Genomic DNA, 17,030 nt, shown 5'->3' with positions numbered 1-17,030 from the left:
ATTCCTCCTATAAATTCTGCTCTTGCACTAACTTCTCCAGGCTTACCAATCCCTCAGCAATGGTTGTAAGTTTAGCCTTGTATTCTTCTATCCCAATTTGGATGCAGATGATCTGTGCTGGATGCATTTCATCTTTATATAGCGAATATTGCTCAAGTAATTGATCTAATTTTGTATGAGAGTCCTCTTGAGCTTGCTTCAACCAAGCAATCACTTTGTCATATCCAACGAATTCACCAAAATAAAGCCTCATCATAAAATCGGATTTCCTGATGCTGTCTGCTTCTAGCGGGCCTAGTAAATAGGCGTTAAAACATTCTCTGCCTTTAGGCGTTATAGTTAGAAGATTCTTATTAGGCTTACCGTCCTGGAGCACATTTTCCTTAGTGATTAACCCCTCCTTTTCCATTCGGGCAAGAGTGGGATAGATCGTTCCATAACTGGAACTATAGAAATTAGAGAATACATTTTCTAATGACTGTTTTATTTGGTACCCAGTCGACGCTTCTTTCATAAGTATGCCTAAAATAACATCCTGACTGTTCAAAATTTGGCCTCCTTATAGGTTGGGGAAATTTGTATATCACAACCACAATATATCATCTTGATATATATCAAGTCAATATATATTCATTAGATATATAACGTTTTATTGGGCGAATACAACCTCCGCGCTTAATAAGCATTCAACCGAAAAGATTTTAACCGCCAATTCTCACTTGCGGATGCACTTGTACATGTGTTGGAATCCATCCCCAACTCCCGCATTATATTAATAACGGACAAGATGGGGGCAATGATAGGTTGGGCGCATTATCGCTATCTCAGCGGGAGCGGATAAGCGTTCATCATGGACATACGAGTATAGCGCTGCTATAATAGGCGTATGAACACATATGACAAAATATTGGCGGCTGCTCTTAAGGTACTTGAGGAGGAGGGCGGAGCCCAATTTTCGACGCGGGCCGTAACTGCGATCGCGCAGGTTACGGCTCCTACACTCTACCACCATTTCGGCAGTGCCGATGGACTCCTGAGTGCAGCTATAGTGGAAGCATTCAAACAGTTATTTGAAAGTAAGATTACCGCAGTGGAGTCCACCATTTCAGAGATGGCTCTTCGTCAAGGATGGGATGACTATGTCCGCTTCGCGGCTGCCCGTCCCCGGATTTATGCGGCGATGATGGGGCGGTTGCTCGAGGGCGCCCATATCGAGGCGGCAGATCAATCGCACCAAGCCCTAGTGCAAAATGTTCAGAGAGTTGCCGCCGAGGGCAAACTGGCTGTGTCCGCTCAAGCAGCCGCAGATCTGGTCTGGGCTTCCGCCAATACGGCCGCTTGGCTGTATGTGACGGCCCAGTTTCGTAAGTCACCCCCGCCCCAACCCGACGTTATTGATCTTATTCGGGAAAGCGTAATGCAGATCATTTTGACAGAGCCTGGAGATATATAAGAAAGATCGCCTATCCAACCTGGACCTTCAGGAGGAGGGCGATCTTTTTTATGTTTTGCCAGGGTACTTCGTGTGCGCCGAGTGCATCATGCAATGCCCGCCAAACCAATGTCCAGGCCGAAGGATAACACTTCGAAAAAATATATAGCACCGCTATAGACAACTTTGTATAGCGGCGCTATAATATACGTATAGCGGTGCTATACAGCGAACCATATCTTATCAAACTCAGGAGGGGTACGATGTCACTTAATACTCAAGAACTGGTCGTCGTCACAGGTACGTCCAGCGGCATCGGGAGGGCTACCGCAGAGCAGCTCGCCACTGAAGGATTTCACGTATTGGCGGGTGTTCGCCGTCAGGAAGACGCCGACAAAATCAAACGCAATAATATCGAGCCGGTGATCGTCGATGTTACCAATGTCGGCACACTTAAGACGCTGGCCGAACGGGTGGAGCAAGATCCGTTTGGCCGCCCTTTGCGGGCAGTAGTTAACAATGCCGGTATCGCTGTTAATGCGCCTCTCGAGATGGTCCCGCTTGATGAATTGCGCCGTCAGATTGAAGTCAGCGTGATCGGACAGGTCGCAGTTATTCAGGCGCTCACCCCGGCCTTATTGAACAGCGGCGGACGCGTGGTCAATATCGGCTCCGTTGGCGGCAAGGTCTCCATGCCTGGATTCGGAATATACTCGGCTGCGAAGTATGCGATGGAAGCGATCAATGACAGCCTTCGCAGGGAGATGTCCTCGTTTGGAATCAAGGTTATCATGATCACTCCGGGGGGGGTCAGCACTGGCCTGTCGGAGCAAGGAATTACAACAGCGGAGCGGTTGGCCAGGTTGATGACCCCGGACCAGCACCGGCGCCATGATCGTCTGTTTGACGCCGTGAAGGCTCAGGCTGAAACATGGGCAAAGGACGGTATTCGCCCTGAGAAGGTAGCAGCAGTGATTTCACGCGCAATCCACGCAAGAAAGCCACGCACCCGCTATACGGCTGGCCGTGATTCGGCACTGCTGACCCGGCTGGTCCGTATTCTCCCGGACAAAGTCCTCGACCGGATGCTCCGCAGCCAGATGAAGCTGCAGTAACGGGCGTTTCACGAAGATACTGTTATCATTATGGACTCCATTACACAGTATCCGAATTCGATAACAAAAGCTTTGGGTGAATAAATTAGGAGGAATTAGCATGAACGATACAAAGAACCGTTACGTTACTGTACTCTGGGAGGCGAGAGCTAAGGCAGGAAGAGAAGCCGAGATGAAGGCATTTATGACTGCTGCTGTCACCCCGTCGCGCAACGACCCGGGTAACATTGACTACGAGGCTTATGAGGTAGAAGGCCAGCCGGGCACATTCATCATCTACGAGCGCTGGGAGAACCGGGATGCCCTCGACCGGCACCTGAGCGCCCCCCGGATGCAGGAACTGGTGCCCCAGCTCTTGGACATGATGGAGGGATCCATTGAGGAAGGGATTCGGCTCCTGCAGCCATTCCGTCCAGCGCAGTAAAACAAAAAAATTTAGTAGAGGAGGCAAAACGTTGGCAACGATCGATGATTTTGCAGCACTGGATATTCGTGACGGAACGATTAAGGAAGCGGAGTTTTTTGAAGAAGCAAAGATCCCGGCGATCAAGCTTAAGATTGATTTTGGACCGGAAATCGGGATGAAATCCTCAAGTGCACAAATAACTAAGCGTTACAAGGCTGAGGAGATTGTAGGAAAGCAAATTATAGGAATCGTCAATTTCCCTCCCCGGCGCATTGCGGGATTCAAATCAGAAGTATTAGTGTTGGGAGGAGTCCCGGAAAAAGGAGATGTTATTCTATTAAAGCCGGATATTGAAATACCTAATGGTACTTCTATTGCGTGAAAATAAGACTCTAAGAGCGACTCAGCCTTAAAATGTTGATCCCTAAAAAGTTATAGTATACTTGCTTATATGAATAACTGAAGAAAGGGCAGAGGAGAATCTTATGCTCAAGGAACGCATCGAGCTTCTGTGCAAGAAGAAGCAAATATCGAGGAAAGACCTCGTGGAGGGACTCGTTACGCAGGCCCATTTTGCCAACATTTTGGCAGGCAGGTACCCGTTGGCGGACGATTTGTCGGAGCATATCGCAGGGCGTCTCGGCGTCCACGTCACCTATTTGACTGCCGCAGCAACTGCTGATGAGCAGGCACTGCAGCGGGCGGAGCACATTTTCCAGACGATGTCCGGGGGGGCGGTATCCGATAGCTACGTGGATGCTCTGGACGATCGGGATGATGCGCTCGTCGTAGAGTTGACGACTGCCCTTATGAAAGCCGTATACTATCAGCAAATCAACGATCTGACCGCTTACGACTACTTGCATCAGTCCTACTTGAATCATTATTTGGAGAAGTACGGAAGGCCCGACGAAGTTGATCTGCCGGTACCCTTAAAAAAAGCGCTTCTGCTGTACAAAATCCAGTATTTCCGCTCCAAAAGCCGTTACTACGATGTGCTGAATGATGTGAACCGCTTAAGCGGGCTTGTGGAACCGGGGACGGAAGTATGGTTGATGGCGCAAAATATCAGGATGGAAGCATGCATCCTGCTGAAGCAGTTCGAGCAGGCGAAACAGGTATTCGAGCAGACCATGCGGCAAGTCGTCGATGATCGGCTGTTTCACCGTCTATCCGGCCTGTATGTGGCATACAGCGGCTATTGTTTCGCGATGGGCCTTGTGCAGGAAGCGTTGCATTCGCTTTCGATGGCCGAAGCCAATCTCGTTTATTTGCAGCAACCGGGCGATGTGGTCACGACGATTATGAACAACCGGATTGTTATGCTGACGATGACTGGAGAACTGGATAAAGCGTTGGACGAAATCGCCCGTTTCGAGGCGATGATCGCCAATGAGCCGGAGGAAACCCGGAAGAAGCTTGATCCGGTTACGACCATTTATCGGTGTGAGGCCGCTTTTGCCCAGAAAAATTGGGGATTGCTCCTGCAAGGGATTGAGCGGTTGCGAATATCCGGAACCAATACGGATCAGGAGATGGCGTTGGCTTTCTATGAGAGCCAGCTGGCGCTGTCCCAAGGGGACATGGAGAGATTTCAGAACCGCGCGCTGGAATGCTTGCCTTATTTCGAATCCAACCAGCATTCAATGCGTCTTGAGCAGTTGTACGAAGCGTTGGCGGTCGTGTGTGAGGAAGGCCGCCGCTATAAGGAATCGTCCATGTATTATCGGAAGCTGGTGTATCTATTAAGGAATAACGGCGGGGGAGGGCCTTCCCGTCAGGTTTAAATACAAAAATGTTGAACCAAGTGGAGCCTTCAATAACGTCTGAGGCCCGCAGTTTTGCAAGAAAGCCCTATTTGGGGAAAAACGCAGCGTAAATTGGAAGGAAAACCCGCGCTATCCCTCACTTGTTTGTATGTCGCTGATACTATTGTCAGGTTTACTGGCAATCGTATACATTGGAAATACAACGACAAATCAAACGAGGAGAGGCGTGAAGCGTATGTGGGGATTGTTCGGAAAGAAGAAGGAACCGCAGGATCGTCTGGAGCAGGCAGAAAAGCTAATGAACAAAGGAATGTCGGGGCTGGTTATGAAAACTATGGTCTCCAAAGAACAGAGGGATCTGATCAACCAAAGTCTGGATACGGCAAAACAGGCGCAATTGGCATCGAGCGGCACCGTGCCGCTTAGCGCAACTGCCATCGTCATATCCGTGACGGATACCGGAAAGCTCATCAATTTCGATCCGATCGTCGTCCTTGTGTTGAACGTGACGGAGAACGATGGAAGCACGTATCAGAAGACTTTGGAAACACTCGTATCAAAAATCCAAATTCCGCGGGCGGGAGATCGAGTCGGCTTGGGCCACAACCCAGCTAATCCGTCCGAGCTTATGTATATGGGACTGCTGCTGTAGAAGTTGTGAGGAGCAGTTCTGTGGAGAGGCGGATTGAGCCGCGTTCCATTATTAATGATAAGGAAAGTTTCAAGAATTCTCAAAATACTAAAACGCTACTGACAAACCGCTGTCAGTAGCGTTTTAGTATACTGGATTCAGCTTAAGTAAAAAGGAGTTGCGTTCGGCAATGGATACGAAGGAAACGCTGCGTAAATTCGAGGATACGGAAAATGGAAGTCCTTCATATTGGATAGGGGTCGTCTCAGCGAACCACGCGCAGGGGGGCGTTAGTGGCGGCTTTGCTCAGATGTGTCACGGAAAAGCAGCACCGTTGCGCAGGATGAAGCCGGGGGATTGGCTTGTGTATTATTCTCCCCGCATGGAGATGGGAGGCGGCGAGCCGTTGCAGGCATTTACCGCCATTGGCCGGGTTATAGACGACCGTGTATACGAATATGCGATGTCCGCGACGTTCGTACCTTACCGCAGGAATATTGAATATGTTCCCTGCCAGGAGGCGGGAATCAAGGGCTTACTGGATCGGTTGGCCTTCACACGCGGCCAGCGGAATTGGGGCTACCCCTTCCGTACCGGCCACTTCGGGATAAGCCGTGAAGATTTCTTGATTATCGCGGAAGCAATGCATGTGGCCATCCCGTAAAGGAAGGCCTTTTCTGATTTACAGCAAAAAAATATTACTGATAACTAGACACGCAGCTGTCAGGTTCTGTTGGTTATACTAGTCTTGTATTGACACCGTTTAACAAAATTACAAAGGAGTTGATCATATGGAGCCTAATCTTAATCTGCTTCCGCAAGTAATACTAGATTTTATAGCCGCTACCAATAAACCCGATCCGGATGCTTATGTCGGCTGCTTTTCGGAAGATGCACTTGTTCTCGATGAAGGTAAAGAGTGGGCAGGCAAAGCTGCTATCAAACAATGGAGTGCCGAATATCATTTTGGAGCTAACATAACACTTGAACCCATACAGAATAAACAGCAAGGGGAAGAAAACGTAGTAGTTTTCAAGGTTGATGGGGATTTCGACAAAACCGGCCTCCCGGACCCTCTCTATTTGGATTTTTATTTTCAGATTCGCAACGATAAGATTAAGCAGCTTGCGATCCGGCTGTCTAAAGGATTGGAATAAGTAGACAAAGGCTAATCAGATAGAAGTTAGCTACCAATGTCTCTTCAGTCGCATAACTGCGAAATATTAACAGCGCCATGTTCTTCATTAGTGAAGAGTATGGTGCTGTTTTCATTTAAGTAAGGTCTTAAAAGGGTTTCATGGTTATCGATCACAGTGATTTAGAATGTTCACAGATTGTATTATTACCTGCGGTGATCCCCTCTCTTTTAAGATGGTTATCGCCAGCATCACACATTTCTTTTAATAATGGAAGGAATGTCCGGCCATAGTCTGATATTGAGTATTCTACTCTAATGGGAACCTCGTCTGCATATACCGCACGATGCACTAATCCATCCTGCTGCATTTGCTTTAATTGTTCGTTTAAAACTTTATGTGAGACACCTTCACAAATCTTGAGTAAGTCTTTTGTACGCTTTTGCTCATATCCTAATTGATACAGAATAATGCTTTTCCATTTACCACTAATGATATTTTGTACCACATCAAATCCTGTATTTATTGTATTCATGAGATCCTCCTTACTTTGAAGTAACCTAGTGACTATAAAGTGCAGTATTTTCAATTGTATACGCTCCAGATAATATGATTATAACAAATCTAAGATATGGGAGGCGTTAAAATGAGTCTGCAAGATATTATTTTACAAAGGAAATCAGTCAGACATTATGATCCTAACTATACGATTGAAAGAAAGGAAATACTTGATTCGATTGAACTGGCTGCCAAATCACCCAACGGAAATAACATTCAGAGTACACGTTATTTACTCATTGAAGATAAGGAGTTGCGCGCCAAAGTTAAACCACTTGCATATAACCAGGAGCAGGTTGAAACCTCCAGCTATTTGATTTTGATCTTGGGGGATTACCGTGCTTTTCATAGTGAAAATATCCATGCTATTCAAGACAAGGCTTTGGAGAAAGGTTATTTCACTCAAGAGACTAAAACGTATTTAACAAATGCAGCCATTGGTTATTATCGAAACATGTCTAAGCAAGATTATTTAAAAGAGCTGGTCCGCGATGGCAGTCTGGCTGCAATGACCTTAGTCCTTATTTTGAACGAAAAAGGTTACCAGACCATCACGATGTCAGGTTATGATAAAGCTGCTCTTTTTAAAGTGCTCAATATTCCCCAGCACTATGAAGACATTATGTTATTAAGTGTGGGCAGAGGGATTCAAGAGGGTCATTCCACAGTAAGACATGATATTGAGGATATAACGTTTATAGATAGGGTACCTTCGTTGCTACTTGGCAATGACGGGAACCCATAATTCCTGCTCTATTTTGTCTCCTTGAGCCAAATAGTTCTCTATACAAGGAAGATTTGCAAGCTCGTATCCAGATGTAGGAAGCCATTCTGTATATAAGCGCTGCCAAGCATTAATGTTTGTTGTAGAGCATTTGGTTTGGGCCTGATCAACAAGGTTATTGTCTATCTATATAGTATATTAATTAAGTGAACACAAGGAGGATACTGGGATGAGGATGCCAAGCGACAGCGAGCTGACATTGCTATTCGAAGGAGATGAGCAACAGCTGCAGCAATTTGTTTTTGCGAACAGCGTCATTGTAGATTGGGGAGAGGAGGACGAGGAGATCGTCCGCTTGTTCGGTAAACAGCTTCCCGATGAAACGGTCGAGGTGACGCCTACGGACAAAGGACTGGATGTTACCTACAATGGACAGATGCATTCGATTGCGCTTACCTTTAGCGGAGATGACCGCTACATCACGATTCGCGGCTTTCAGGAGCTGATCCGGGACAAATACGAAATCCGGCTTTTTGAGGCCTCATATTTTTCGGATACGCACGAATTTTTGATTTTACCGAAGCGGAAGTGGGAGGAACTGGATGCCCGTTATCCGGTGCGGAGTAGGGAGATATTCCGTATCCTCGATGAGGAGTTGGATTTTCCGTAACTGGGCAAGTGGTTAACCAAGCTTCAGCAAGAATTCGAATAGTGTACGGGTTACCTGAAAAACATCTAAAACGGCTCAGGAAGGATATGCTTATGAAAATAATTACATTATGCGGTTCTACAAAATTCAAGAAGCAATTTGAACAGGCTAATGCATTTCTTACACTACAAGGAAACATAGTGATTAGTGTAGCCTTCTTTGAACAATCTGAAGGTTTTGAAATCACGGAAGAACAAGCGGAGTTACTGGGAGATCTGCATTTTAGAAAGATTGATCTTTCTGACGAAATCTTCGTGATTGATGTAAATGGCTACATTGGCAACAGCACAAGAAATGAGATTGAGTATGCTGGAAAAACGGGTAAGGCCATCCGCTACTACTCTGATGGAGAGATTCCGCAAATTCTAAAACGCTACTGACATTACTCTGCCAGTAGCGTTGTTTAGTTGAACCCTACCTCTTTTTCTTAACCAACATGCGCCACAGCCCGTACCTCTACCCACTGTTCCGGGAATGCCAGGTAAGTCACCCCGATCATGCTCCCCGCCGGCCGATGCTCTCCGACATACTTTTTGAACAGTCCGATCGCGGTTTCCCCGTGCTCTTGCGCATTCGTCAGATACAGCTCCACGTAAGCCAGATTATCCTTGGTTGCTCCGAACTCTTGTAACACGGTATCCAAATTCTTCAGCGTCTGTGTCATCTGTGCCTGAATATCGCCTGCTCCAACGAAGCTGCCCTCCGCATCATGGGAGAACTGTCCCGAGATATACAGCGTGTTGTCGACAAGGTACCCCTGCGAAATCCCGTGATCCCAGAGGGTATGGTTGTACGTTCGGATGGTTGTCATTGCTTTAGCCCCTTTACTTCAAAGTAAAGCTATTATAGACTGAGCAAAAATAAAGGGATAGTACGCACAAAGAAGTGGGCTACTATCCGAAAGGATAGCGTGAACATGGGCATTTCAGATTTGAAGGGCAAGGAGACGGTGATCCAAGACACACCATTCGGTTATACGATGTCGGTGATCGGCGGGAAGTGGAAGATGGCGATTCTGTATCTGCTGTCCGCCAAACCCTCGATTCGATTCAATGAAATGCATAGACAGCTCGGAGCGGTGACATACAAGGTTCTCAGCGCGCAGCTTAAGGAATTGGAGGCTGACGGGCTGGTGAAGCGCGTGGAGTATCCGCAGATTCCGCCCAAAGTGGAGTATTCGCTGACACCGAAAGGGCAGACACTGCTACCTGTGTTGGAGCAGCTGTGCGAGTGGGGAGCACAGAACCGGTAAGGTTCATACATTCACATTAGCGCCAAAAGGTAATTTCCTCGCTACCCAGGCGCACGGACTCATGGCCCTCATCTTTGGCCTTGCCGATGGATAAGATCATGACCGGAACATACCTGTGCTCGTCCAGATCAAAGGCGCTAACGATCTGATCACGTTCAAAGCCTGCCATCGGATTGGTGTCATACCCATGAGCACGGGCTACCAGCATCAGTTGCATCGCGAATAAACTTGCATCGATTTTGGCAATTTCGATCTTTAATTCTCTAGGTATTTGCGGATACATGCCCAGAATTTGCGCAACCTGCTTGTCGCGTATGTCTTTGGGCATTTTTCCTTGCTCCACAGCAGTATCATAGATTTTCTCTACATATAAATCGCTCTGCGTATCTCCCAAAATGATGAGCATCGCCGCAGATGTATCATTTTGCCGCGTATTGAACTGGACCAGAGGCCGAAGCTTGTCTTTCCCTTCAGGGGAGTGAACCACGATTATACGCCATGGCTGCATATTCGCAGAAGAGGGCGCAAGGCTTGCTTCTTGAATCATAGCGTGCAGCTCTTCCTCCGAAATTTTGACGTCCTCATCGTACTGTCGTATGGAACGGCGGCCGGTTAGAATGTTGACAAAATCATTATTTTGAATAGATTCCAGCATAAATGCACTCCTTCTGATGTAACCCATTATTTTGACAGTAGCGCTGCCCCGGGTTATCATATTTTTATTTTGAACTATGAACCTTGGTTTATAGCAAATATAAATGAATGATTTATTTAGAAGGAGCAGAATATGAGAGCGAATGAAGTTTCCAGGCTGACGGAATTACCCATATCCACCTTGCGCTTCTATGAACGTAAACAGTTGATTCCTGAACAGTTTATTTCGAGGGATGAAAATAATTACCGCGTATACAATGAAGGAGTGGTCACCTATTTGCAGGATGTGAGAATGCTACTTACTTTAGGTTTAACGATCCAAGACTTAGTTTTACTTATCAATGAGAGCTCGTATATTAAGAAGGAAGCATTGGTAAAGGAGAAAATCAAAGAAATCCAGGAGTTAGAAGCCAAGTTGAATGCATCCCAAAAGTTTTTGGGTGATGTGCTGGAGGGCAGAGCGCATTTTCAGACCGGATGTAAATCGCAATAATGGCGCTTATTTTGTATTAGCAGTATGCCCGATAAAAGCATAGTAAAAAGAGCCGCCACTTTTATGTTAGTGAAGGCTCTATGCTACGTAGTGAGATAAAAAATAAGTTTTAATGAGTCCTTTCAAGACGACGGCCATTGATAAACCAACTTGGCACCAAAACAAGAATTGTGAGAATACATTCAATCCCAAAAACCGTTTGCAAACCGGCAACAATACTGTGTGCTCTATCTTGAATCGCAGCGGGATCAGGTGAATGGTGAAGATAACGATTGGCTCTGGATGACATGATGCCGACGAACAAAGCGATGCCAATTCCTCCGGCAATCTGTTGGAGCGTATTGTAGATGGCTGTGCCGTGGGGGACCAGGTGACGCGGAAGCTGATTCATTCCTGCTGTCTGAGCCGGCATGACGACAAACGATATGCCTAAGAATAATAGGACATGATTGAACAGAACGGAGCCTCGGGTTGTATCGCTATCGATACCGGCAAACAGCCACAGTGATAGGGCGATCATGAGCAGTCCGGGCATTATGACGAATCTCGGCCCGAATTTATCGAACAATTTTCCCGTTACAGGCATCAGTATTGCGTTCAAAATACAGCCTGGCATCAGAAGTAACCCTGTCCCGAAGGCCGTTAACTGCATCACATCCTGCATATAGATCGGCAGCAATGTCGTGGTGGCGAATAAAACCATCATGAGCACCACTATCAATACAGCTACCAAAGAAAAAGCGGGATACCGGAATACGGAAAGATCAATCAAAGGCTCTTTAATTTTGAGTTGCCGCCAAATAAGTAAGAGCAAGAAGAGCCCGCCTATAGCAATCAAACTGTAACTCCCAGGACTAGCCCCGACACCGGTCTGGCTAAAACCGTAGGTGATAAAACCAAACCCGATGGTTGACATCACAATGGATAGAAGATCGACCCGTGGTTTTGTTATTTCTGTAACATTCTTTAAATTTATGAATGCATAAATAATTGAAAACAACACGACAGGAATCACCATGTAGAACAGCCACCGCCAGTCCAAGGTATCGATAACTAAACCTGACAAAGCCGGTCCGATGACTGGGGCGACCATGATGACAAGCCCCATGAGACCCATGGCAGCCCCCCTGCGTTCTGGAGGATAGAGGGCAAGAATTGTATTCATCATCAGCGGAATCAATAATCCTGTCCCGCAAGCCTGAACAACCCTGCCTATCAGCAAGACTTCGAATCCAGGGGAGACTGCACACAAGCAGGTACCTGCTAAAAATAACGTCATTGCGGACATAAACATCCGGCGAGTCGTGAACCATTGCTGCAGCAATGCGGTCACCGGCACCAGTATGCCGATCATCAGCATATAACCGGTAGATAACCATTGTATGGTTGAAGCGGTAACGTTGAACTCACGCATTAATCCGGGAAAAGTATTAGTAAGTAAATTTTCGTTAAGGAATGCAATAAACGCACCGATGAGCAGGGCGGCTAGCATCGCCCCACTCTTCATTCTGCTTGTCTCTTGAACCTGTTCGTCCATCTTCCACCTCCAGAGAATATTCATTATCAAATCTTCACCTGTCTGATTGTGCTGATTATCCTACACCATCACCTTCTAACAAGGAGTAGAAATTATCGCGGTCTTCATCATCAAATTTGCCAAGCGCCTGTACCCTGACAAATTGATGTCCGCCATACATATCGATCTCCTCACCATTACTATTGTAGAGGGCGATTCTATGGCCATCCTGATTCCGTTCCATATACCCGTAACAATCTGCCTCGGGCTCTTCGCCGAAAAAGAGTAAAAATCTGATTTTGTCCACGCTATTCATACAGATCTCCCTTCCGTATTTCTCATTAATCTGAAGACTATTTTACGTGACACCGTCTCAAATGGAAAAAGCGATATCACTCTGCATACTCGGAAATCCATTCCTATTTTAATAACATAAGGGGGTCTCCCTCGCTATGCCGCTCATTCTCAAATTATTTCTTGACGGGACGCGATTAGGGGAGTATTATAACGTGCCGGTTAACTCAACGGGGCCCTTTATAGTTTTATATCCCAAGTATTTCCTCCCTGTGTTAATATTATTGAGACAGCACGAGCCATTAAATGGATTGGAGTGGTTGGAGTGAATCAATTTCTGCAAATGGGAGCAAATACAACTTTAAGTGCCGCAAAAGGTAGCATTACGATTAGCCACGAAATCTCTACTCTGGTAGACGTTTCTTTAACAGCCTTCCTCTTAACGGATGCTGATAAGGTGCAAGGAGATAGCGGAATCATCTTTTATAATCAGCCCACAAGTTCCTCAGGTGTAGCCACGCTTTTACCAGCCGAGCAAGCCGGTAATACCAAAGTTTATAAGCTGAATTTCGACATGGATAAGGTCCCTGAAGGTATAACCAAAATAGCTGTAACTCTGACAGAGGATAACAGCACAGGATTCGCGAATGTGAAGAATCTGGAAGCAGAGATATGTACGCAAAATACGATCATTCACTTATCCCCATCCAGTTTCACGAACGAGAATGGAATTGTAGTGCTTGAATTATATCTAAGGAACGGTCAGACCAAGGTAAAATCAATCTGGCGCGGATTTGATTCCGGGCTTGAAGGGTTATGCAAAAACTATGGTGTTGAAGTAGAAGCGGATGAGCCAAGTGAGCATTCTAAACCTCAGATCATTCAAGAGCCTGTATCAAAGGAACCTGGTTCGGCTATGTCCATCAACCTTGAGAAGGTAAAGGGGAAGATCAATCTCGATAAAGGGCAGAAGCCGGTTATCATTGAGAAAACACCAGAAATTACGGCTACGGTATCTTGGGAGACTGGAACGGATTATGACATTTATGCTTTAGTCTATACAAAGGATGGAAAGCAGATTGATGTAGCTATGTTTGGTGCAACGGGAACACCTCCCCTCAAAAATTATGGTAAAGGGACAGTTGAGCATATGGGCGATGTGGGGAGAGGTAAAAAATCAAAGAAGACAGAGGTCATCAAGTTAAGACTAAGAGATGATGTTCTTGCGGTTGTTCCTGTAGTTTATTCAGCGCAATCCAATGGAACCGGTTCATTTTACAGATATAAGGTGTCCATGAGTATAGATAATCATAACGGAACCTCAGTTACGATCTCCGCCAAGAATGCAAATAATAATGATACGATCTATACCTGTGTACCCGGGATACTTCATAATACGCCAGCTGGCGTAATGATAAGTCCATTAGAGCTTTACAGTAGTCCAAATTCAGAGTATAGGCCGATTCTTAAGGTAGGGGACTCCAATATGGTAGAAGTGATAATGGATCAAGGACCTTTAAATGATTATAAATAGGTTATCGCGAAAAGCTATGACCAATCATGCCTTTTTCATATAACCTGCATTCTTTGCCCTCATGCTATACTCAGTACACTAAAAAGTTGTAAGGAGATGTAGCGATGATACCCTTTCGCAATGATCATGTAGGCAGCTTCCTGCGTCCTGCGAATTTAAGCCAGGCGCGTGAACAATATAAAGCAGGCAACATCACATATGAAGCCTTAAAAGCGGTGGAAGATCAAGAGATTATCCGGATTATTGAGAAGCAGAAGGAGAATGGCGTATTCGCAGTGACGGATGGGGAATTCCGCAGAAGCTGGTGGCATTTTGACTTTCTGGGCGGCCTAGACGGCGTAGAGCTGTATGAGGAGATCGACGGGCCCAAGTTCCATAATATGCAGACCCGTAAGGGTGGCATTCGTGTGGTGGGTAAGGTTGATTTCTCGAGCCATCCCTTTGTGGAGCATTTTGAGTTTTTGCTGAAGCATGCAGGTGACGCCGTAGCGAAGCAAACCATTCCAAGTCCCAACATGCTGATCTACCGGCTGGAGCCTGGGGCCAATAGTTATAACGACCGGGAGCAATTCCTTCAAGATACGATTGCGGCGTACCAAAAAGCCATTCAAGCGTTCTATGATGCCGGATGCCGGTACCTGCAACTGGATGATACAGCCTGGGCCGACCTGTTCTCCGAAGCGGGTCACGATAAGCTGCGTGCAAAGGGGCTGGAACCGGCGGAAGAGCTCAAAATCATGCAGCGCATGATTAACGAAACCTTGGCCCATAAACCGGCAGACCTAGTGGTGACGATGCACATTTGCCGGGGGAACTATAAATCCAACTATTTCTCAACCGGTGGTTATGATTATGCTTCTGAGGTCATTTTTGGAGGCTTAGACGTAGATGGCTTATTCCTGGAATTTGATGATGAGCGTTCAGGCAGCTTCGAGCCACTGAAATATGTGAACCGGCCGGATTTGAAAATCGTGCTGGGTCTGCTCACATCCAAAACAGGCGAACTAGAAGATAAAGAGCATATTAAAGCCCGGATTGCCGAAGCAGCAACCTATGTGCCCCTTGAGCAGCTGTGCTTGAGCCCGCAATGCGGGTTCTCCTCTACAGAGGAAGGCAATATTCTTACGGAAGAACAACAGTGGCGCAAGCTTCGTTATGTGAAGGAAATTGCCGAAGAAGTGTGGAAGGCAGACCAAGAGACCGTTGTTGTGGAGGCCTTCATTAATGGTCACCATGTGCCCTCCCTTTCGCAGTCAGCCAAAGAGAATCCGGCGAACCAGGCTGAAATCGTAGGCTATTTCCCTGTCACTACGAAGGAACAAGCGGTGGAAGCGATTGAAGCGGCGGCAGAAGCTTTTAAAATATGGAAGAAGACCTCGATTGATGAACGTATTACCCGGATGCGTAAGGCAATAGAGAAGATCAGAGCAGCTGAGCCAGAAATTGTCCATCTGCTGTCCAGAGAGCATGGCAAGCCCCTGTATGATGCCCATGGTGAGATTTATGTCTCGTTAATGTGGATGGAGTTCGCTTGTAATGAAGCTGCCTCCGTTCTACAGGAAGAGGTCCAGGAGCATGACCATGGTAAAACCATCCTGTCCTATGATCCAATGGGTGTGGTGGCAGCGATCAGTCCATGGAACTATCCAATTGCGTTATCTACGATTAAAATCGCTCCTGCCTTACTTGCGGGCAATACGATTGTGCTCAAACCGAGTCCGTTTGCGCCACTGGCGGCGGCGAAGGTAGCAGAGTTGATCGCAGGTGAGTTCCCGGCGGGTGTCATCAATGTCGTTCATGGGGATGCAGATGTAGGCATTGAGCTGACTAGTAATCCTCTTGTCACCAAAATCGCCTTCACAGGCGGAACCGCAACTGCCAAGCACATCATCAAAGCGGCTTCGGAAACGATTAAGGATATGACGCTGGAGCTGGGCGGCAATGATGCGGCGATCTTCCTGGATAGCTTTGATGTTCAAGATGAGCGGGCCATGCGCCGGATTGTTATTTCTAACTTCCTGACGACAGGCCAGATCTGTATGATTGCCAAGCGTGTATATGTACACCGTTCTATCTATGATGGTTTTGTTGAAAAATATATCGAGGCGGCTAACCGCTGGATTCGCATCGGTGATCCCTTTGATGCCAATACGACAGTAGGTCCGGTGAATAACCTGAAGCAGAAGAATTACGTGCAGGGTCTGATTGAGGATGCGCGCCAGCGCGGAGCTAAGGTCATTCCGCTCGGCCAAATTCTGGATCAGCAGCGGTTTGAACAAGGGTATTACCTGCAGCCTACGCTTGTTCTGGACTGCGATTACCATGATCCGATTGTGGTGGAGGAGCAGTTCGGTCCTACCGTTCCGATTCTGCCCTTTGACGATGTGGAGCAGGTGATTCATCTGCACAATGAGAGCATCTATGGATTGACGAGCTCGGTGTGGGGGCGGGAAGAGGAGGCCATCTTGGTCGCACGTCAGCTCGAAGCAGGAACGACCATGATCAATACGGCTGCTGTGCAGGGGCTCGATGTCCGGTTCCCGTTCGGTGGCTTCAAGCAGTCCGGTATCGGCCGTGAATACGGCGCCGAAGGCATCCGTACGTATACAGAGCTGCATGTGATCAATGTTCCGAAGACACTGGATCTTCCTTATATCCCAGAGTAGAAAAGAAAAAAATGTAAACACCTTCAAGAGAATAAACTCTGTCGTAAGATAGAGAGATCCTTGGAGGTGTTTTTTGCGTTGGCAACTAGAGTGAGTTACCCGGTAGACCAGCATTACGAACGATTTAGGAAAGCTGCTGCA

The 17,030-nt window shown here is 46.8% G+C and carries 21 protein-coding genes and 2 pseudogenes; 16 read left to right on the top strand and 7 right to left on the bottom strand.

The features are described from left to right. Positions 1-7 precede the first annotated feature (7 nt). Positions 8-547 carry a PadR family transcriptional regulator gene (locus tag MKY12_RS31475; RefSeq protein ID WP_339252526.1) on the bottom strand — a complete coding sequence of 180 codons (540 nt, stop codon included), beginning with the start codon at positions 545-547 and terminating at the stop codon, positions 8-10. 339 nt (positions 548-886) lie between these two features. Between MKY12_RS31475 and MKY12_RS31470 the strand changes: the two genes are divergently transcribed. The 8 genes from MKY12_RS31470 to MKY12_RS31435 all read left to right on the top strand — a co-directional run bounded on the left by MKY12_RS31470 (position 887) and on the right by MKY12_RS31435 (position 6,510). Further along, positions 887-1,453 (top strand): TetR/AcrR family transcriptional regulator, encoded by a 567-nt coding sequence (locus MKY12_RS31470; RefSeq protein ID WP_339252524.1) that lies wholly within the window; start codon positions 887-889, stop codon positions 1,451-1,453. Between the two features lie 242 nt (positions 1,454-1,695). Beyond that, a complete protein-coding gene (locus tag MKY12_RS31465; RefSeq protein ID WP_339252522.1) occupies positions 1,696-2,547 on the top strand; it encodes an SDR family oxidoreductase in 852 nt (283 codons plus the stop codon). A 100-nt stretch (positions 2,548-2,647) separates the two neighbouring features. Beyond that, positions 2,648-2,971 carry a putative quinol monooxygenase gene (locus MKY12_RS31460; RefSeq protein ID WP_209869100.1) on the top strand — a complete coding sequence of 108 codons (324 nt, stop codon included), beginning with the start codon at positions 2,648-2,650 and terminating at the stop codon, positions 2,969-2,971. 31 nt (positions 2,972-3,002) lie between these two features. Next, positions 3,003-3,335, top strand: a complete 333-nt coding sequence (gene csaA / locus MKY12_RS31455) for a chaperone CsaA (RefSeq protein ID WP_339252519.1) — start codon at positions 3,003-3,005, stop codon at positions 3,333-3,335. Between the two features lie 103 nt (positions 3,336-3,438). Beyond that, a complete protein-coding gene (locus tag MKY12_RS31450) occupies positions 3,439-4,740 on the top strand; it encodes an XRE family transcriptional regulator (RefSeq protein WP_339252517.1) in 1,302 nt (433 codons plus the stop codon). Between the two features lie 217 nt (positions 4,741-4,957). Beyond that, a complete protein-coding gene (locus tag MKY12_RS31445) occupies positions 4,958-5,374 on the top strand; it encodes a hypothetical protein (protein WP_339257668.1) in 417 nt (138 codons plus the stop codon). Positions 5,375-5,543: 169 nt separating this feature from the next. Further along, complete coding sequence (locus MKY12_RS31440; protein WP_339252516.1) at positions 5,544-6,017, top strand: EVE domain-containing protein; 474 nt, start codon at positions 5,544-5,546, stop codon at positions 6,015-6,017. A 127-nt stretch (positions 6,018-6,144) separates the two neighbouring features. Continuing rightward, positions 6,145-6,510: a nuclear transport factor 2 family protein gene (locus tag MKY12_RS31435; RefSeq protein WP_036722990.1), complete on the top strand. Its 366-nt coding sequence runs from the start codon at positions 6,145-6,147 to the stop codon at positions 6,508-6,510. A 151-nt stretch (positions 6,511-6,661) separates the two neighbouring features. On the opposite strand, the gene MKY12_RS31430 is transcribed toward MKY12_RS31435, so the two are convergent. Then, positions 6,662-7,024 carry a winged helix-turn-helix transcriptional regulator gene (locus tag MKY12_RS31430; protein WP_339252514.1) on the bottom strand — a complete coding sequence of 121 codons (363 nt, stop codon included), beginning with the start codon at positions 7,022-7,024 and terminating at the stop codon, positions 6,662-6,664. 111 nt (positions 7,025-7,135) lie between these two features. Between MKY12_RS31430 and MKY12_RS31425 the strand changes: the two genes are divergently transcribed. Next, positions 7,136-7,792, top strand: a complete 657-nt coding sequence (locus tag MKY12_RS31425) for a nitroreductase family protein (protein WP_339252512.1) — start codon at positions 7,136-7,138, stop codon at positions 7,790-7,792. On the opposite strand, the pseudogene MKY12_RS31420 reads toward MKY12_RS31425, so the two are convergent. Continuing rightward, positions 7,766-7,900: pseudogene (locus MKY12_RS31420) on the bottom strand (GyrI-like domain-containing protein); the annotation flags it as partial. The gene MKY12_RS31425 and the pseudogene MKY12_RS31420 overlap by 27 nt on opposite strands. A 100-nt stretch (positions 7,901-8,000) precedes the next feature. Here MKY12_RS31420 and MKY12_RS31415 point away from each other — a divergent pair. Both MKY12_RS31415 and MKY12_RS31410 read left to right on the top strand, forming a co-directional pair. Continuing rightward, entirely contained in the window at positions 8,001-8,441 is a 441-nt protein-coding gene (locus MKY12_RS31415) for a hypothetical protein (RefSeq protein WP_339252510.1), read from the top strand. Between the two features lie 92 nt (positions 8,442-8,533). After that, on the top strand, positions 8,534-8,860 hold the full coding sequence (locus MKY12_RS31410; RefSeq protein WP_339252508.1) for a hypothetical protein: 327 nt from the start codon (positions 8,534-8,536) through the stop codon (positions 8,858-8,860). Between the two features lie 47 nt (positions 8,861-8,907). Here MKY12_RS31410 and MKY12_RS31405 read toward each other — a convergent pair whose 3' ends face one another. After that, positions 8,908-9,291 carry a RidA family protein gene (locus MKY12_RS31405; protein ID WP_076085715.1) on the bottom strand — a complete coding sequence of 128 codons (384 nt, stop codon included), beginning with the start codon at positions 9,289-9,291 and terminating at the stop codon, positions 8,908-8,910. A 105-nt stretch (positions 9,292-9,396) separates the two neighbouring features. Here MKY12_RS31405 and MKY12_RS31400 point away from each other — a divergent pair, with 105 nt between their 5' ends. Continuing rightward, positions 9,397-9,732, top strand: a complete 336-nt coding sequence (locus tag MKY12_RS31400) for a helix-turn-helix domain-containing protein (protein WP_036722981.1) — start codon at positions 9,397-9,399, stop codon at positions 9,730-9,732. Positions 9,733-9,748: 16 nt separating this feature from the next. Here the strand turns inward: MKY12_RS31400 and MKY12_RS31395 are convergent, their stop codons facing one another. Beyond that, on the bottom strand, positions 9,749-10,387 hold the full coding sequence (locus tag MKY12_RS31395) for a nitroreductase family protein (protein WP_339312153.1): 639 nt from the start codon (positions 10,385-10,387) through the stop codon (positions 9,749-9,751). A gap of 132 nt (positions 10,388-10,519) precedes the next feature. Between MKY12_RS31395 and MKY12_RS31390 the strand changes: the two genes are divergently transcribed. Next, positions 10,520-10,879 carry a MerR family transcriptional regulator gene (locus MKY12_RS31390; RefSeq protein WP_339252502.1) on the top strand — a complete coding sequence of 120 codons (360 nt, stop codon included), beginning with the start codon at positions 10,520-10,522 and terminating at the stop codon, positions 10,877-10,879. 109 nt (positions 10,880-10,988) lie between these two features. On the opposite strand, the gene MKY12_RS31385 is transcribed toward MKY12_RS31390, so the two are convergent. Further along, positions 10,989-12,416, bottom strand: a complete 1,428-nt coding sequence (locus MKY12_RS31385; protein ID WP_339252500.1) for an MDR family MFS transporter — start codon at positions 12,414-12,416, stop codon at positions 10,989-10,991. Between the two features lie 55 nt (positions 12,417-12,471). Then, the gene (locus MKY12_RS31380) at positions 12,472-12,711 is read right to left on the bottom strand and encodes a hypothetical protein (protein ID WP_209869054.1); all 240 of its coding nucleotides are present in this window, start codon (positions 12,709-12,711) and stop codon (positions 12,472-12,474) included. A gap of 303 nt (positions 12,712-13,014) precedes the next feature. On the opposite strand from MKY12_RS31380, the gene MKY12_RS31375 reads away from it, so the two are divergent. The 3 genes and pseudogenes from MKY12_RS31375 to MKY12_RS31365 all read left to right on the top strand — a co-directional run bounded on the left by MKY12_RS31375 (position 13,015) and on the right by MKY12_RS31365 (position 16,889). Then, positions 13,015-14,223: a TerD family protein gene (locus MKY12_RS31375; RefSeq protein WP_339252497.1), complete on the top strand. Its 1,209-nt coding sequence runs from the start codon at positions 13,015-13,017 to the stop codon at positions 14,221-14,223. Between the two features lie 104 nt (positions 14,224-14,327). Continuing rightward, positions 14,328-15,410, top strand: a pseudogene (locus tag MKY12_RS31370) (5-methyltetrahydropteroyltriglutamate--homocysteine S-methyltransferase); the annotation flags it as partial. After that, positions 15,402-16,889 carry an aldehyde dehydrogenase family protein gene (locus tag MKY12_RS31365; protein WP_339257666.1) on the top strand — a complete coding sequence of 496 codons (1,488 nt, stop codon included), beginning with the start codon at positions 15,402-15,404 and terminating at the stop codon, positions 16,887-16,889. The pseudogene MKY12_RS31370 and the gene MKY12_RS31365, both read left to right, overlap by 9 nt. Positions 16,890-17,030 lie beyond the last annotated feature (141 nt).

This window comes from Paenibacillus sp. FSL M7-0896, assembly GCF_037975415.1.
In the GTDB taxonomy this organism is placed as follows: Bacteria; Bacillota; Bacilli; order Paenibacillales; family Paenibacillaceae; genus Paenibacillus_AQ; species Paenibacillus_AQ silagei.
This window is presented reverse-complemented; position numbering and strand designations above follow the sequence as displayed.

Excerpts from the sequence above, each read along its gene's own strand:
- MKY12_RS31395 (WP_339312153.1), bottom strand. The coding sequence starts at position 10,387 with ATGCTGGAATCTATTCAAAATAATGATTTTGTCAACATTCTAACCGGC.
- MKY12_RS31380 (WP_209869054.1), bottom strand. The coding sequence starts at position 12,711 with ATGAATAGCGTGGACAAAATCAGATTTTTACTCTTTTTCGGCGAAGAG.
- MKY12_RS31435 (WP_036722990.1), top strand. The coding sequence starts at position 6,145 with ATGGAGCCTAATCTTAATCTGCTTCCGCAAGTAATACTAGATTTTATA.
- MKY12_RS31430 (WP_339252514.1), bottom strand. The coding sequence starts at position 7,024 with ATGAATACAATAAATACAGGATTTGATGTGGTACAAAATATCATTAGT.
- MKY12_RS31390 (WP_339252502.1), top strand. The coding sequence starts at position 10,520 with ATGAGAGCGAATGAAGTTTCCAGGCTGACGGAATTACCCATATCCACC.
- MKY12_RS31385 (WP_339252500.1), bottom strand. The coding sequence starts at position 12,416 with ATGGACGAACAGGTTCAAGAGACAAGCAGAATGAAGAGTGGGGCGATG.
- MKY12_RS31410 (WP_339252508.1), top strand. The coding sequence starts at position 8,534 with ATGAAAATAATTACATTATGCGGTTCTACAAAATTCAAGAAGCAATTT.
- MKY12_RS31425 (WP_339252512.1), top strand. The coding sequence starts at position 7,136 with ATGAGTCTGCAAGATATTATTTTACAAAGGAAATCAGTCAGACATTAT.
- MKY12_RS31440 (WP_339252516.1), top strand. The coding sequence starts at position 5,544 with ATGGATACGAAGGAAACGCTGCGTAAATTCGAGGATACGGAAAATGGA.
- MKY12_RS31450 (WP_339252517.1), top strand. The coding sequence starts at position 3,439 with ATGCTCAAGGAACGCATCGAGCTTCTGTGCAAGAAGAAGCAAATATCG.
- MKY12_RS31445 (WP_339257668.1), top strand. The coding sequence starts at position 4,958 with ATGTGGGGATTGTTCGGAAAGAAGAAGGAACCGCAGGATCGTCTGGAG.
- MKY12_RS31400 (WP_036722981.1), top strand. The coding sequence starts at position 9,397 with ATGGGCATTTCAGATTTGAAGGGCAAGGAGACGGTGATCCAAGACACA.
- MKY12_RS31470 (WP_339252524.1), top strand. The coding sequence starts at position 887 with ATGAACACATATGACAAAATATTGGCGGCTGCTCTTAAGGTACTTGAG.
- MKY12_RS31415 (WP_339252510.1), top strand. The coding sequence starts at position 8,001 with ATGAGGATGCCAAGCGACAGCGAGCTGACATTGCTATTCGAAGGAGAT.
- MKY12_RS31405 (WP_076085715.1), bottom strand. The coding sequence starts at position 9,291 with ATGACAACCATCCGAACGTACAACCATACCCTCTGGGATCACGGGATT.
- MKY12_RS31460 (WP_209869100.1), top strand. The coding sequence starts at position 2,648 with ATGAACGATACAAAGAACCGTTACGTTACTGTACTCTGGGAGGCGAGA.
- MKY12_RS31465 (WP_339252522.1), top strand. The coding sequence starts at position 1,696 with ATGTCACTTAATACTCAAGAACTGGTCGTCGTCACAGGTACGTCCAGC.